The following is a 13,697-nucleotide window of genomic DNA, read 5'->3' on the forward strand; positions in this document are numbered from 1 at the left end:
GCGTCCGGTACGGGCCGGTGCGGGCGCAAACCCATTCCCGGCTCGCCGGAAGGTCGCGGCGGCGACCGGCCGAGAATCAGCCGCCGGGCCCACCGGCGGACCACCCGAGGTATGAGATGTCAATGCCGGATCGACGCCGTCAGGGGTTCACGTGCCACTCGGCGAATGGCTGCGCCGCCGGTCGGCCGCGTCCTCCCGAGGCCATCTTCGCGCCTCTTCGCGAGGATTCTTCTAACCCTTCCGCCGCTTCTCCGGCGCCTTCCGGGCAGCCGGCGGAGTTCTTCTTAGGGATCCGGTGCGGGGTCCGTGGTGTTGCCGGGGTTGTCTGGAAGTCCGCATCGCCTTTGGTGGTTATAAGGCCTACGACTATGTACTCGGTGCCGGAGAGGGTCGTACTCTTGGCAAGAAAGCGTTGAAGATCCGTCTTGTTCCACGCGCTCGCCCTCATCGCGTCGCCGGCGTGATGAAGCGGGCCGGCCTCTACCCGGGTGTTCAAAGCCGACGGTGGGCATTGTCGTGATGAACCCGTCAGCAGAGATCTCCGGCTCCGTGACCGTGCGTCGTCCGGCCCGCCCGACAGCCCCTTCACCAGGGCTTTCGTGGCTGGGGGGCCGATGCTCCCGCGAGCCGGCTCCCGGCCTGCCATTGGTTTTCCGGAGACGACGATGATCACTTGATCACCCTGTCGGTTTTTTCCCCACGGCTTTACGTACTGCAACCGGTAAGGCGGCTGGAGAGAAGCATTAAGCTAGACAGTGGCAGACATGGCCGCCCCTGTGCCGCGCGCCGCCACTCGGTGGCGCTATGGTCATGGTGGGCGCGACCGGGTCCTTCGGGCGCGCGGTCCGCGCGCCGGGAGTCGCCGCCACATTTCCATGGTCCCCACAAAGACATCCACGGTGCGGAGCGAGGACGAATGTACGACGTATTGTCCGCGTTGATACCCCCCGCGGTCGTCGGAGGGGCCTTCATCTTCGGAGTGGTCAAGCTACTTCGCAGTGAAGCGGCCGCCCGGCGCCCGGCAAAACGGTCCGGCGTGACCGGGCCGCAGAAGAGCTGATCCACTCCGGATCACGGTTCCCCGGGAATCGCCGGACCGGTGGAATTGCCGCCCCCCGATTGCGGGTATATGTTTAGCTGGCGAATCAAACAATACTCCGCGAAAGGATTGCGTAGATGGCCAAGCAGATCCAGGAGATTCTCATCGACGACCTCGATGGGGGCGAGGCCAATGAGACGGTCGCCTTCGCGATTGACGGCACCAGCTATGAGATTGACCTGAGTGACGTTAACGCGAAGAAGCTCCGCGACTCCCTGTCGCCTTTCGTGCAGAGCGCCCGCCGCTCCGGCGCCCTGGCTCCCCGCCGCCGTCGGGCGGGCGGAACCCGGGCACTCACGCGAGAGAAGAGCGCCGACATCCGGGCGTGGGCGAAGTCCCACGGCCTTAATGTCAGCGAGCGCGGCCGAATCGCCTCCAAGATCGTCGAGCAGTACGAAGCCGCTCACTAGATCGGTTCGTAGATCGCGTGAATCATGCGGTTATGGCGGTCACGGTGGGGTCCGGTGGCGGCCATGACCGCATGAAGCGTTTGAGTGCTCGATAAACGTCGTTCGCTTGCGGCGTAGTGGGAACATCGCACCCCCCATAGGTAGTTGGATGGAGGGTGAACGCCCTGCTCTCGGGGAACGTCTTCTGCGTAGAGCGGTCGCCGGGTCGGGGCTACCATGCGGGATGACAGGGCCCGGATATCCCGGACCTGCCTGACCGCTCTGTGAGGAGCGACGAGATGTTCGAGAGGTTCACCGACCGCGCACGGCGGGTTGTCGTCCTGGCCCAGGAAGAGGCCCGGATGCTCAACCACAACTACATCGGTACGGAGCACATTCTTCTTGGCTTGATCCATGAAGGTGAAGGCGTTGCCGCCAAGGCTCTGGAGAGCCTCGGCATCAGTCTTGAAGGTGTGCGTCAGCAGGTCGAGGAGATCATCGGCCAAGGGCAGTCTGCGCCGTCGGGGCACATTCCGTTCACCCCGCGGGCCAAGAAGGTTCTTGAGCTGTCGCTCCGCGAGGCCTTGCAACTGGGTCACAACTACATCGGCACCGAGCACATCCTGCTCGGCCTCATCCGTGAGGGCGAGGGCGTGGCCGCCCAGGTGCTGGTGAAGCTGGGCGCCGATCTCAATCGCGTGCGGCAGCAGGTCATCCAGTTGCTCCACGGTTACCAGGGCAAGGAGCCGGCCGCCGCGGGCGGTCCGACCGAGGCCGCTCCGTCGACCTCCCTTGTGCTGGACCAGTTCGGCCGCAACCTGACCCAGGCCGCCCGTGAGGGCAAGCTCGACCCGGTCATCGGCCGGGACAAGGAGATCGAGCGGGTCATGCAGGTCCTGTCCCGCAGGACCAAGAACAACCCGGTCCTGGTGGGCGAGCCCGGCGTCGGCAAGACCGCCGTCGTGGAGGGCCTGTCCCAGAAGATCGTCAAGGGCGAGGTGCCCGAGACGCTCAAGGACAAGCAGCTCTACACCCTGGACCTGGGCGCCCTGGTGGCCGGCTCCCGCTACCGCGGTGACTTCGAGGAGCGGCTGAAGAAGGTCCTCAAGGAGATCCGCACCCGCGGTGACATCATCCTGTTCATCGACGAGCTGCACACGCTCGTCGGCGCGGGTGCAGCCGAGGGCGCGATCGACGCCGCCAGCATCCTCAAGCCGATGCTGGCCCGCGGCGAGCTCCAGACCATCGGCGCCACCACCCTCGACGAGTACCGCAAGCACCTGGAGAAGGACGCGGCGCTGGAGCGGCGCTTCCAGCCGATCCAGGTGGCCGAGCCCAGCCTCAGCCACACGATCGAGATCCTCAAGGGCCTGCGCGACCGCTACGAGGCGCACCACCGTGTCTCCATCACCGACGGCGCCCTCGTGGCCGCCGCCCAGCTGGCCGACCGCTACATCAGCGACCGGTTCCTGCCCGACAAGGCGATCGACCTGATCGACGAGGCCGGCTCGCGCATGCGCATCCGCCGCATGACCGCGCCGCCGGACCTTCGCGAGTACGACGAGAAGATCGCCAACGTCCGGCGCGACAAGGAGTCCGCGATCGACGCGCAGGACTTCGAGAAGGCCGCCGCGCTGCGCGACCAGGAGAAGCAGCTCCAGCTCAAGCGCGAGCGCCGCGAGAAGGAGTGGAAGGCCGGCGACATGGACGTCGTCGCCGAGGTCACCGAGGAGCTCATCGCCGAGGTCCTGGCGACCGCGACCGGCATCCCGGTCTTCAAGCTCACCGAGGAGGAGTCCCAGCGACTGCTCCGCATGGAGGACGAGCTCCACAAGCGGATCATCGGCCAGGACGACGCCATCAAGGGCCTGTCCCGCTCGATCCGCCGTACGCGCGCCGGTCTGAAGGACCCGCGCCGTCCGGGTGGTTCGTTCATCTTCGCCGGTCCGTCCGGTGTCGGTAAGACCGAGCTGTCCAAAGCGCTCGCCGAGTTCCTGTTCGGGGACGAGGACGCGCTGATCATGCTGGACATGTCGGAGTTCATGGAGAAGCACACCGTCTCCCGTCTGTTCGGCTCGCCTCCGGGCTACGTCGGATACGAGGAGGGCGGCCAGCTGACGGAGAAGGTGCGGCGCAAGCCGTTCTCGGTCGTCCTGTTCGACGAGATCGAGAAGGCCCACCCCGACATCTTCAACTCGCTGCTGCAGATCCTGGAAGACGGTCGCCTGACCGACGCCCAGGGCCGGGTGGTCGACTTCAAGAACACCGTCATCATCATGACGACGAACCTCGGCACCCGTGACATCTCCAAGGGTCAGGGAGTCGGTTTCGCGAGGTCCAACGACACCGAGTCGAACTACGACCGGATGAAGGCGAAGGTCCAGGAGGAGCTCAAGCAGCACTTCCGGCCCGAGTTCCTCAACCGTGTCGACGACATCGTGGTCTTCCACCAGCTCACGCCGAAGGAGATCATCCAGATCGTCGACCTGATGCTGGCCCAGGTGAGCCTGCGTCTGAAGGACCGGGACATGGGCCTGGAGGTCTCGCCGGAGGCCAAGCAGCTGCTGGCCGACCGCGGCTACGACCCCGTGATGGGCGCCCGGCCGCTCCGCCGTACGATCCAGCGCGAGCTGGAGGACATCCTGTCCGAGAAGATCCTGTACGGAGAGCTGCGTCCCGGCCAGATCGTGAAGGTCTCGGTCGAGGGCGAGGGCGAGAACGCCAAGTTCGTCTTCACCGGTGAGTCGGCGGATCGGGTTCCCGACTCGGCAGCCGCCATCGCCGCGCCGATCCAGCACTAGGTCGTCTCGATATAGGGCGAAGACCGTAAGGGGCACCACCCCGAACGGGCAAAGGCAGACCCCGTCGTGAGGAGATTCACGGCGGGGTCTGCCTTTTTGTTACCTAAGGAGGTATCTCACCACCAAAGGTAGTACTACACTCTGTAGAGCGAACTCGGTGCGCCCCACGCCGCTGATCTCCATGCCGTGCTGATCGCGGTGAGGCCGGTATCGAGGTCAGCCCAGTGACGTACCGAGGGATCGGCTCCGAGAACGACGCGGAGCTCGGTGCGCGCGCGGGATCCTTCAACAAACCGGACCGGGCCGAGCTCCCGGCAGGGAGAGCCCCAGGCTCGCGGCGCCGGCCCCGACGGCGCGCGGGGCGTCGGGGTCGCTCACACGAAGTAGCCTTGGAGGCACTGGATGCGTTTGCGGCACGAGGACGGGACGCTCGTTCACCTGGCCTACAACGCGGGCGTGCACCCCGCCGAGGACCTGGAGAACCTCATCGCCCACCTGACCCGGTACGCGGTGCCGGTTCGCAAGCGCCTGGGGGTGGACCGGATGGGCGTCGGCCTGTGGCTCTCCCCGAGCGTGGCCGACCATCTCATCGCCGACCGGATCGAACTGGTGCGCCTGCGCCGCTCCCTGGAGGAGCGCGGCCTGGAGGTCGTCAGCCTCAACGGCACCGGTGGCAGGAACCAGGAGTCCCCCGGTCCCGACTGGGCCAAGCCCGAGCGCTACCGTTACACGATGGCGCTGGCCAGGATCCTGGCCTTCCTGCTCCCGCAGGACGTCCGGTTCGGAAGCATCTCCACCATCCCCATCGGCTGGCGTCGTGACTGGCCCGCCGACCTGCACGCGATCGCCTCGCGCCGGCTCGAACGCCTCGCGCGTGAGCTGCGCGGCCTCCACAGCGTGACCGGTAAGACGATCAGGGTCGGCTTCGAGCCCTGGCCCGGATGCGTGCTGGAGACCACCAAGCAGGCCCTTGACCGGGTCTGCGACATCGACTCCGAGCACCTGGGAGTCTGCCTGGACGCCTGCCACCTCGCGGGCGGCGCCGAGGAGCCCGGAGCCGCCCTGCGCGGCCTGGCCGACGCCGGAGCGCCGGTGGTCAAGCTCGGCCACGTGCACAACCACATGGCCGACGCCTGCCAGGAACTGCCGAGCACCCGCCCGATCCTGGAGGACACCCTCACCGCGATGCTCTCCGGTGCCGTCAACGGCACCGCCCACATCGAGGTGGAGACCCACGACCTGGCCGTACCCGTGCGGACCAAGGGCCCCGGCGCGCTCGTCAACATGATCGCCGAAGAGCTCGACTGGGCCCGCACCAACCTCACCGCCCTGGGGCTGCGCCTGGCCGCCTGACGGGCCGCGTCCCGCCGGGCGGTCCGTCAGCCCGGCAGGCGGTAGGTGCCGTCGTCCAGGACCTCGGCCAGGCCGTCGGCGACGAGGCCGTCGAGGGCGCGCTCGCGCTGCGCGGCATCGTCCCAGACCACGTCCAGGGCGTCCTTGGGGACCGGGCCGTGGGCCTGACGCAGCACCGCGAGCAGGCGGCCGCGGCACTGGCGGTCCGTACCCGCGTAGGTCTGGCCCTTGCGCGCGGGGCCGTCGTAGGCCGGCTTGCCCGCCAGCCGCCAGGCGCACAGATCGCGGATCGGGCAGTCGGCGCAGCGTGCCGCACGGGCCGTGCAGACCAGGGCGCCCAGCTCCATGACGGCGACGGCCCAGACGGGGGCCCGCTCGGCGTCCGGGAGCAGCGAGGCGGCGAGCCTGCGCTCGGCGGGCGTGGTGGCCTTCGGCGGGTACTCCTCGCCCCGCACGGCGCGGGCCAGTACCCGCCGCACGTTGGTGTCGAGGACGGCGTGGCGGCCCTTGAAGGCGAAGCTGGCCACCGCCGCGGCGGTGTACTCGCCGACGCCGGGAAGGGTCAGCAGCGTGGCGTGGTCGGAGGGGACCTCGCCGCCGTGCCGGTCGGTGATGGCACGGGCGCAGGCGTGCAGGTTCAGGGCCCGGCGGGGGTAGCCGAGGCGGCCCCAGTGGCGCACGGCCTCGCCGGGCGGCTCCTGGGCGAGGGCGGCGGGCGTCCGCCAGCGCTCCATCCACTCGGTCCAGACGGGCAGCACCCTCACCACCGGCGTCTGCTGCAGCATGATCTCGCTCACCAGGATCGACCAGGGTGAGGCACCGGGTGCACGCCAGGGAAGGTCACGGGCGTTCCCGGCGTACCAGTCGAGAACAGGTTCGAGCAGGCGGTTGGACTCGGGCACCCTCCGACGATAGTGCCGGATCGGGAGTTCTTGACCCGCCTTCACCCGTGGCCGGTCGCCGAAACGACGCGGGCAGCGGCGGGTCGCTCCTCGTGTCCCGCGGCGACTCTCCATACTGTGCGTATGGATCCGGACACCTTCCGTAGCGATATCGGGGTTGACGTCTACTGGCGGCGCCGGATGGTCGCCCTCGTCGGTGTGCTCGTGGTGGTCGCCATCGTGGCCTGGGCGTGCTCGGCGACGAGCGGGCCGGATGACACCTCGCCGAAGGACGCCTCGGCCACCCGGTCGGCCACGCCGGGTTCCGTGCCGGCCGTCCTGTCCACGGCGACGGCCGCCCCCACGCCGGCCGCGAGTCCGAGCCCGAGCCCCACCCCGACCCCGCGGGCCGCCGAGGCGGCCGGCCGGTCCAGGCGGCCGGGTGACGCCTGTGCAGCTCCGCAGCTCGTGCTCGACATGCAGGGCCAGGGCACCGTCTACCCGCCCGGGACCCAGCCCCGGTTCATCCTCACCCTGGTCAACACCGGCAAGGTGATGTGCGTCGCCGACGTCGGGCCGCGTGCCATGGAGGTCCGCATCACCTCCGGCGACGACCGGGTCTGGTCGTCCGCCGACTGCGTCAGCGGTGAGACCGACGAGCTCCGCAGGCTCGACCGGGGCATCCCGTACGTCCGGGAGCTGGTGTGGAACCGCCGCCGATCCGGTGACGACTGCCGGGTCGAGGGCGAGCCCGCCCGCCCCGGCACCTACGTGGCGGTGGTGCGCGCCCCGGGCCTGAAGAGCAGCAAGGCCGTCTTCCACCTCCGCTAGGGCAGAGGTGGGAGAGCCCGCCGGGCCCGTCTCCACCTGACCGGGACCTACTAGACGTAGCGTTCGAGGATGGACGACTCGGCCAGCCGGGACAGCCCCTCGCGGATGTGCCGGGCCCGGGCCTCGCCGACCCCGCCCACTTCCTGCAGGTCGCCGGTGCTGGCGGCCAGCAGCTTCTGCAGGCTGGCGAACTGGTCGACCAGACGGTCGACCACCGTGCTCGGCAGGCGGGGCACCTTGGCCAGCAGTCGGTAGCCCCGGGGGCTCACCGCCGTCTCCAGGGCGTCGCTGCCGGAGTGGCCGAGGACCTGGGCGACGGCCGAGATGTCGAGCAACTCGTCGGAGGAGAGCTGGTCGAGCTCGTGCAGCGCGTCGGCGAACTTGCGGGGGCGCCGGCCCGACACGGGGAGGTAGTCGCGCACGATCAGCTCGCGGTCGCTCTCGGTGCCGGCCACCAGCTCGTTCAGCTGCAGGGAGAGCAGCCGGCCGTCGGTGCCCAGCTCGACCACGTAACCGGCGATCTCCTCGGAGATGCGCCTGACCATCTCCAGCCGCTGCGCGACCACCGCGACGTCGCGGACCGTCACCAGATCCTCGATCTCCAGCGCCGACAGGGTGCCGGAGACCTCGTCCAGGCGGAGCTTGTAGCGCTCCAGCGTGGCCAGGGCCTGGTTGGCCTTGGACAGGATCACCGCCGACTCCTCCAGCACGTAGCGGATGCCGTCGAGGTAGAGGGCGATGATCCGCATGGACTTGCTGAGGGAGATGACGGGGAACGACGTCTGCAGCGCCACGCGCTGGGCGGTGCGGTGGCGGGTGCCGGACTCGTCGGTCGGGATGGACGGGTCGGGCATCAGATGCACGGCCGCGCGCACGATCCTGAGGTCGTCCGCGTTCAGGACGATGGCTCCGTCCATCTTGGCCAGCTCGCGCAGGCGGGTCGCGGAGAACTCGACGTCCAGCTCGAAGCCGCCGCTGCAGATCTCCTCGACCGTCCGGTCGTACCCCAGCACGATCAGGCCGCCCGTGTGGCCGCGGAGAATGCGCTCCAGGCCGTCGCGTAACGCGGTGCCCGGTGCCACCGCGGCGAGGACGCTCCTGCGGCGCTCGTCGAGCCCTTTGTACGTTGCTGCCACATGACCCCCGTGGTCCGCGTATCACGCCCAGCTTACCGGCGAAGGCTCCGCGCGGTCCGGAATCGCCGTACGGGACCGTCCGCCGCGCACCCCGGCCCGCCCGCCCGGCGGGCCGCCTCAGGTGACGTGGGTGAGGGCGTCCCAGACGTTCTCCGCCTCGACGACGTCGAAGCCGGGCCCGAAGCTGGCCGAGCGCCCTCCGACGGGGACCAGCGACTGGTGGCCGTCGCGCTTCTTGCCCACGTCAAGGGAGCCCGCGGGGACCAGCGCGCGGGTGAAGCCCAGCCGCGCCGCCTCCGACAGCCGGCGCCGCACGTCGCGCACCGGGCGCAGTTCCCCGGCCAGGCCCACCTCACCCAGCACGACCAGCCCGGCCGGCAGCGGCTTGTCCCCGGCGGCGCTGGCCACCGCCAGCATCACCGACAGGTCGACCGCGGGGTCGTTGAGCTTGATGCCGCCGACGGTGGCGGTGAACACGTCACACCCGCCGAGCTTGGCGTTGAGCCGGCGCTCCAGCACGGCCAGCACCATGGTCACCCGGTAGGTGTCGAGCCCGGAGGTGGAGCGGCGCGGCTGCTGGGCCTCGGTGCGGGCGACCAGGGCCTGGACCTCGGCCGGCAGCGGCCGGGTGCCCTCCAGGGTGACCGTGACGCACGTGCCGGGCACGGGGTCGGTGCGGTGGGAGACGAACAGGCCGCTGGCGTCGGCGATGCCCTCGATGCCGCCCTCGTGCAGGTCGAAGCAGCCGACCTCGTCGACCGGGCCGTACCGGTTCTTGATCGCGCGGACCAGGCGGAGCCGGGAGTGCCGATCGCCCTCGAAGTGGAGCACGACGTCGACCAGGTGCTCCAGGGTGCGCGGGCCGGCGATCGAGCCCTCCTTGGTGACGTGGCCGACCAGCACGGTGGACATGCCGCGCTCCTTGGCCAGCCGCACCATGTTGCCCGCGACCTCCCTGACCTGGGTGACCCCGCCGGGCACGCCGGTCGCCTGGGCGGAGCCGATCGTCTGCACCGAGTCGACGATCAGCAGGTCGGGCTGGACCTTCTCGACGTGGGTGATCAGCGCGCTCAGGTCGGTCTCGGCCGCCAGGTAGAGCCGGTCCTGGATCGCGCCAATCCGGTCGGCCCTGACGCGCACCTGGGAGGCCGACTCCTCGCCCGTGACGTACAGCACGGTCTGCTGCCGGGCGATCTTGGCGGCGGCGTCGAGCAGGAGCGTGGACTTGCCGATGCCGGGCTCGCCCGCCAGGAGCACGACGGCGCCGGGCACCAGGCCGCCACCGAGGACCCGGTCGAGCTCGCCGACGCCGGTGCGGCGCGCGTGCGCCACCTCGGCCTTGACCTGACCGATCGGGACCGCCGGGGCCGTCACGGCGCCCGCCGAGGCCACGTTCACGCCCGTGCGGGCGGTCTCCTCCTCGACCGTGCCCCAGGCCTGGCACTCGCCGCAGCGCCCCACCCATTTCGCGGTCTGCCACCCGCACTCGGCACAGCGGTAGCCAGCCTTCTTCGCCATGGCCGCACGTTACCGGTACGCACCGACAACTTTCACCCGGCACGGCACGCCGTACCGGGTGGAAGCGGGGGAGACGCGTCACACGGCCCGGTGCAGGACGGGCTCCGCGTGAGCCGGGACCCGGGTGGGGAGCCCCGGGAGCCGGCTCACGCGGAGCCCCACGGCGGCGGAGATCCGGGCCGGAGGGCCCACGAGGCACCCCTGCCCGGGTCCGTCAGATGTGGCCTTCGAGGTCGGCCAGGAGGAGGCGCTTGGGCTTGGCGCCCTTGATCTGCTGCACCACCTCGCCGTTCTTGTAGAGGTTGAGCGTGGGCAGGCCGAGGACGCCGTACCGGGCGGAGATCTCGGGGTAGTCGTCGGCGTTGAGCTTGGCGATCGTGAGGCGGTCACCGAGCTCGGCCTCGATCTGCTCCAGCACCGGCGCGATCATCTTGCACGGCCCGCACCATTCGGCCCAGAAGTCGACCAGGACGGGTTTGTCGCTCCGGAGCACCTGCTCGGCGAAGTTCTCGGCGGTCAGCGTGATCATGATTCGTTCCCTCTCCTCAGTGCGGCGCATCCGGTGCAGGTCCCGGCCAGCTGGGCGGCCACTTCCGCCCGGCGGGAAAGCAACGTGCGAATCTCGTCGTCGATCTCGGCCAGCTTGCGCCGGTAGACGGCGACGGACTCCGGGCACGCCCCGCCGGACTCGTGCCCGGCCCGTAGGCAGGCCACGAACGGCCGGGCGTCGTCCAGGGTGAAGCCGACGGCGAGCAGCGACCGGATCTCGGAGACGAGGCGCAGGTCCGCCTCGCCGTACTCCCGGTAGCCGTTGGCCGAGCGGCGGGCCGTGATCAACCCCTGCTGCTCGTAGTAGCGCAGCGCCCGGGTACTGACCCCGGCCCGCCGCGCGAGCTCACCGATCCGCATGCGGCCCTCCCACGGGACGACGATAGACGTTGACGTCAGCGTCAAGGTCAAGCCGCGGCCCGGTTGTTCCCGCGCGCCCGGCCGGATCTCGCGCGAGGCGGGCTCAGAACCGCTTCCAGCGCAGCACGGTGGGGTAGTCGATCTCCAGGCCGGAGGTCTCCGCGATGGCCCGCTCGGCGACCGCCGGGGTGAACTCGATGCGGAGCACCGCCTCCAGGTCGGCGCGGCGCTCGAAGACCATGCGCAGGTCCAGGCGCTCGCTCTGCCAACCTTGGAGGTTCCAGAAGACCTCGACGGACCCGGCCGAGTACGTGGGGACGGACTGGCCGAACCAGCGGCCGAAGGCGCCCCGCGTGGTGTCGATGTCGACCACGAAGGCCGCGCCGCCGCGCCGCATCACCCGGGAGAGCTCGGCCAGCCCGGGCTCGCAACCGGGACCGAAGAAGTAGGCCCAGCGCGCGACGGCCACGTCCACCGAGGCGTCCGGGACCGGGAGCGCCTGGGCGGTGCCCGCAAGGACCTCGACGCCGGGCAGGGCGTGGCAGCGGCGTCTGGCCAGCCGGACGAGGTCCTCGTGCGGCTCGACGCCGATCACCCGGGCCGCCGTCGCGGACAGGGACGGCAGGTGGTAGCCCGTCCCACAGCCGATGTCGAGGACGGTCGCCCCGGTCCACGGCCTGACGGCGGCCATCGCGGCCTCGACCCGCCCGTCCGGGTCGACCGCCCGGTTCTCCAGCTCGTAGACCTGCGGTGTGTTCCAGATGTTGGGGCTGGGGATGGCGCCCTTCATGACCCTCGGCATGTCCCCACCGTAACGGTGTGATCTCGGTTGCATCGGCGGCGCAGGACAGCACCGCTCCCCGGACCCGCTTAGGCTGGCAATCGTGAGCGACATAAGCGAGCCGGCGGGTGGGCGCAGCGGTGTTCGCGAGCGTGTGCTCCGAGCCGGAGACGAGGAAGCGGTATGAGCGTCCGAGTACCCAGCGCGAAGATCGCGCTGTCCACCGCGTCGGTGTACCCCGAGCGGACCCCTGACGCCTTCGAGTTGGCCGCACGTCTCGGATACGACGGTGTGGAGATCATGGTGGGCGCCGACCCCGTGAGCCAGGACATCGACGTCCTGGAGCGGCTGTCGGACCACTACGAGCTGCCGATCCTGGCCATCCACGCGCCCTGTCTGCTGGTGACCCAGCGGGTGTGGGGCAAGGACCCGTGGGCCAAGCTCCAGCGCGCCCAGCGGGCCGCCGAGCGGGTCGGCGCGAGGACGGTCGTGGTGCACCCGCCGTTCCGGTGGCAGCGTGACTACGCCCGTGACTTCGAGGCCGGGCTGGCCAGGATGCGCGACGAGACCGACGTCGTCTTCGCGGTGGAGAACATGTTCCCGCTGCGGGCCAGGAACAACGAGGTCGTGCCCTACTCCCCCGACTGGAACCCGCTCGACTACGACTTCCCGCAGGTCACGCTGGACCTGTCCCACACTGCGGTCTCCGGGACCGACGCCATGGAGATGTTCACCAAGCTCGGTGACCGGCTGGCCCACCTGCACCTGGCCGACGGCGTCGGGGTGCCGAACAAGGACGAGCATCTGGTTCCCGGCCGGGGCAACCAGCCGTGCGGGCCGATCCTGGAGCGCATGGCGGGCAACGGTTTCTCCGGGCTGGTCGTGCTGGAGATCAACACGCGCAAGGCGGTCAGCCGCACCGAGCGGATCGACGACCTCGCCGAGGCACTGGCCTTCGCGCGGCTCCATCTGGCCGCGTCCACCACCGCATGAGCGGGTCCGCGTGAGCGAGCCGTCCCCGGACGGGGCCTTCGCGCACGGCGCCTCCACGGGCGGAGCCGCTGTGGGCGGGACTTCCGCGCACGGCGCCTCCACGAGCGGTGTCTCCAGGGGCGGTGCCTCTGCGCGTGGCGCTTCTGTGAGCGGGACTTCCGCGCACGGCGCCTCCGCGGGCGAGGCGGTGTACGGGCCGGCACCGGCGAGGGCGTCCCGGGCCACGTCGGCGGCGGACACCCGGCCCGGGTCCGCGACGGCCGGGTCCACGCCCGCGGTGCCGGCCGGGCGCCGTCCCGGGCGCAGGCCGGGCTCGGTCGACACCCGGGGGCAGATCCTCGCGGCGGCGCGTGAGATCTTCGCGGAGAAGGGGTTCGACAAGGCGACCATCCGGGGCATCGCCCGGCAGGCGGGGGTGGACCCGGCGCTGGTCCACCACTACTTCGAGGGCAAGGACGGCGTGTTCATCGCGGCCATGGAGCTGCCGATCAACCCGGAGACCGTCATCTCCACCCTCCTGGCCGGGCCGCGCGAGGAGATCGGCGAGCGGCTGGCCCGGCTGATCCTGACGATCACCTCCGATGCCGAGGCCCGTCAGCCGCTGCTCGCGTTGGTCCGCACGGCGATGACCAATGAGCGAATGGTTATCATGGTTAGGGAGTTCATGACGCACGCCCTCCTGGACCGGATCGCGGAGACCCTGCGGGTTTCGCGCGTCCGGATGGAGGCGGCCTTCGCGCAGCTGTTCGGCGTGGTGCTGGTGCGTTACGTTCTCCGGCTGGAGCCGATGGCCTCAGTCGACGTCGAGGAGCTCGTCGAGCTGCTCGGCCCCACGATCCAGCGCTACCTCGACGGATCCCGCTAGCCGCCGGCGGTTCTTCCTCCGCCGTTCGGCAGGTGGAGGTGTATAGAGCATTGTTCTGGGGAGTGAGTTGACCATAGGGTGTCGACGGTCGCCGTGGGCCGCGTGCCGCCTTTAAGTTACTCGTGGGTAGGATTCATGGCG

The 13,697-nt window shown here is 70.1% G+C and carries 13 protein-coding genes; 6 read left to right on the plus strand and 7 right to left on the minus strand.

Going from position 1 to position 13,697, the window contains the following annotated elements:
* Positions 1-139 precede the first annotated feature (139 nt).
* The gene (locus tag ABD841_RS00865; RefSeq protein ID WP_344966702.1) at positions 140-673 is read right to left on the minus strand and encodes a hypothetical protein; all 534 of its coding nucleotides are present in this window, start codon (positions 671-673) and stop codon (positions 140-142) included.
* A 503-nt stretch (positions 674-1,176) separates the two neighbouring features.
* Between ABD841_RS00865 and ABD841_RS00870 the strand changes: the two genes are divergently transcribed.
* The 3 genes from ABD841_RS00870 (at position 1,177) to ABD841_RS00880 (ending at position 5,642) form a co-directional block, all read left to right on the plus strand.
* Positions 1,177-1,509, plus strand: a complete 333-nt coding sequence (locus tag ABD841_RS00870) for a histone-like nucleoid-structuring protein Lsr2 (protein WP_184724583.1) — start codon at positions 1,177-1,179, stop codon at positions 1,507-1,509.
* Between the two features lie 278 nt (positions 1,510-1,787).
* Positions 1,788-4,289 (plus strand): ATP-dependent Clp protease ATP-binding subunit, encoded by a 2,502-nt coding sequence (locus ABD841_RS00875; protein WP_344966708.1) that lies wholly within the window; start codon positions 1,788-1,790, stop codon positions 4,287-4,289.
* Positions 4,290-4,691: 402 nt separating this feature from the next.
* A complete protein-coding gene (locus ABD841_RS00880) occupies positions 4,692-5,642 on the plus strand; it encodes a sugar phosphate isomerase/epimerase family protein (RefSeq protein WP_344966710.1) in 951 nt (316 codons plus the stop codon).
* 26 nt (positions 5,643-5,668) lie between these two features.
* Here the strand turns inward: ABD841_RS00880 and ABD841_RS00885 are convergent, their stop codons facing one another.
* Entirely contained in the window at positions 5,669-6,544 is an 876-nt protein-coding gene (locus ABD841_RS00885; RefSeq protein ID WP_344966712.1) for an HhH-GPD family protein, read from the minus strand.
* Positions 6,545-6,667: 123 nt separating this feature from the next.
* Here ABD841_RS00885 and ABD841_RS00890 point away from each other — a divergent pair, with 123 nt between their 5' ends.
* A complete protein-coding gene (locus tag ABD841_RS00890; RefSeq protein ID WP_344966714.1) occupies positions 6,668-7,354 on the plus strand; it encodes a hypothetical protein in 687 nt (228 codons plus the stop codon).
* 50 nt (positions 7,355-7,404) lie between these two features.
* Here the strand turns inward: ABD841_RS00890 and disA are convergent, their stop codons facing one another.
* The 5 genes from disA to ABD841_RS00915 form a co-directional block, all read right to left on the minus strand.
* A complete protein-coding gene (disA, locus tag ABD841_RS00895) occupies positions 7,405-8,490 on the minus strand; it encodes a DNA integrity scanning diadenylate cyclase DisA (protein WP_344966716.1) in 1,086 nt (361 codons plus the stop codon).
* A gap of 117 nt (positions 8,491-8,607) precedes the next feature.
* Entirely contained in the window at positions 8,608-10,008 is a 1,401-nt protein-coding gene (radA, locus tag ABD841_RS00900; protein WP_344966718.1) for a DNA repair protein RadA, read from the minus strand.
* A gap of 214 nt (positions 10,009-10,222) precedes the next feature.
* Positions 10,223-10,537, minus strand: coding sequence for a thioredoxin (trxA, locus tag ABD841_RS00905; RefSeq protein ID WP_344966720.1), 315 nt, complete (start codon positions 10,535-10,537; stop codon positions 10,223-10,225).
* Entirely contained in the window at positions 10,534-10,917 is a 384-nt protein-coding gene (locus ABD841_RS00910; protein WP_344966722.1) for a MerR family transcriptional regulator, read from the minus strand. Before ABD841_RS00910 ends, trxA begins: the two co-directional genes overlap by 4 nt.
* A 103-nt stretch (positions 10,918-11,020) precedes the next feature.
* A complete protein-coding gene (locus tag ABD841_RS00915; protein WP_344966724.1) occupies positions 11,021-11,719 on the minus strand; it encodes a class I SAM-dependent methyltransferase in 699 nt (232 codons plus the stop codon).
* Positions 11,720-11,881: 162 nt separating this feature from the next.
* Between ABD841_RS00915 and ABD841_RS00920 the strand changes: the two genes are divergently transcribed.
* Both ABD841_RS00920 and ABD841_RS00925 read left to right on the plus strand, forming a co-directional pair.
* Positions 11,882-12,691 (plus strand): sugar phosphate isomerase/epimerase family protein, encoded by an 810-nt coding sequence (locus tag ABD841_RS00920; protein WP_344966726.1) that lies wholly within the window; start codon positions 11,882-11,884, stop codon positions 12,689-12,691.
* Between the two features lie 145 nt (positions 12,692-12,836).
* Entirely contained in the window at positions 12,837-13,556 is a 720-nt protein-coding gene (locus ABD841_RS00925; RefSeq protein ID WP_344966728.1) for a TetR/AcrR family transcriptional regulator, read from the plus strand.
* Positions 13,557-13,697 lie beyond the last annotated feature (141 nt).

This window comes from Streptosporangium fragile (genome assembly GCF_039534445.1).
GTDB lineage: Bacteria > Actinomycetota > Actinomycetes > Streptosporangiales > Streptosporangiaceae > Streptosporangium > Streptosporangium fragile.

What these genes read in the sequence shown, in the direction of transcription:
- ABD841_RS00870 (WP_184724583.1), top strand. Translation starts at nt 1,177, where the DNA reads ATGGCCAAGCAGATCCAGGAGATTCTCATCGACGACCTCGATGGGGGC.
- ABD841_RS00875 (WP_344966708.1), top strand. Translation starts at nt 1,788, where the DNA reads ATGTTCGAGAGGTTCACCGACCGCGCACGGCGGGTTGTCGTCCTGGCC.
- ABD841_RS00880 (WP_344966710.1), top strand. Translation starts at nt 4,692, where the DNA reads ATGCGTTTGCGGCACGAGGACGGGACGCTCGTTCACCTGGCCTACAAC.
- ABD841_RS00890 (WP_344966714.1), top strand. Translation starts at nt 6,668, where the DNA reads ATGGATCCGGACACCTTCCGTAGCGATATCGGGGTTGACGTCTACTGG.
- radA (WP_344966718.1), bottom strand. Translation starts at nt 10,008, where the DNA reads ATGGCGAAGAAGGCTGGCTACCGCTGTGCCGAGTGCGGGTGGCAGACC.
- trxA (WP_344966720.1), bottom strand. Translation starts at nt 10,537, where the DNA reads ATGATCACGCTGACCGCCGAGAACTTCGCCGAGCAGGTGCTCCGGAGC.
- ABD841_RS00910 (WP_344966722.1), bottom strand. Translation starts at nt 10,917, where the DNA reads ATGCGGATCGGTGAGCTCGCGCGGCGGGCCGGGGTCAGTACCCGGGCG.
- ABD841_RS00915 (WP_344966724.1), bottom strand. Translation starts at nt 11,719, where the DNA reads ATGCCGAGGGTCATGAAGGGCGCCATCCCCAGCCCCAACATCTGGAAC.
- ABD841_RS00920 (WP_344966726.1), top strand. Translation starts at nt 11,882, where the DNA reads ATGAGCGTCCGAGTACCCAGCGCGAAGATCGCGCTGTCCACCGCGTCG.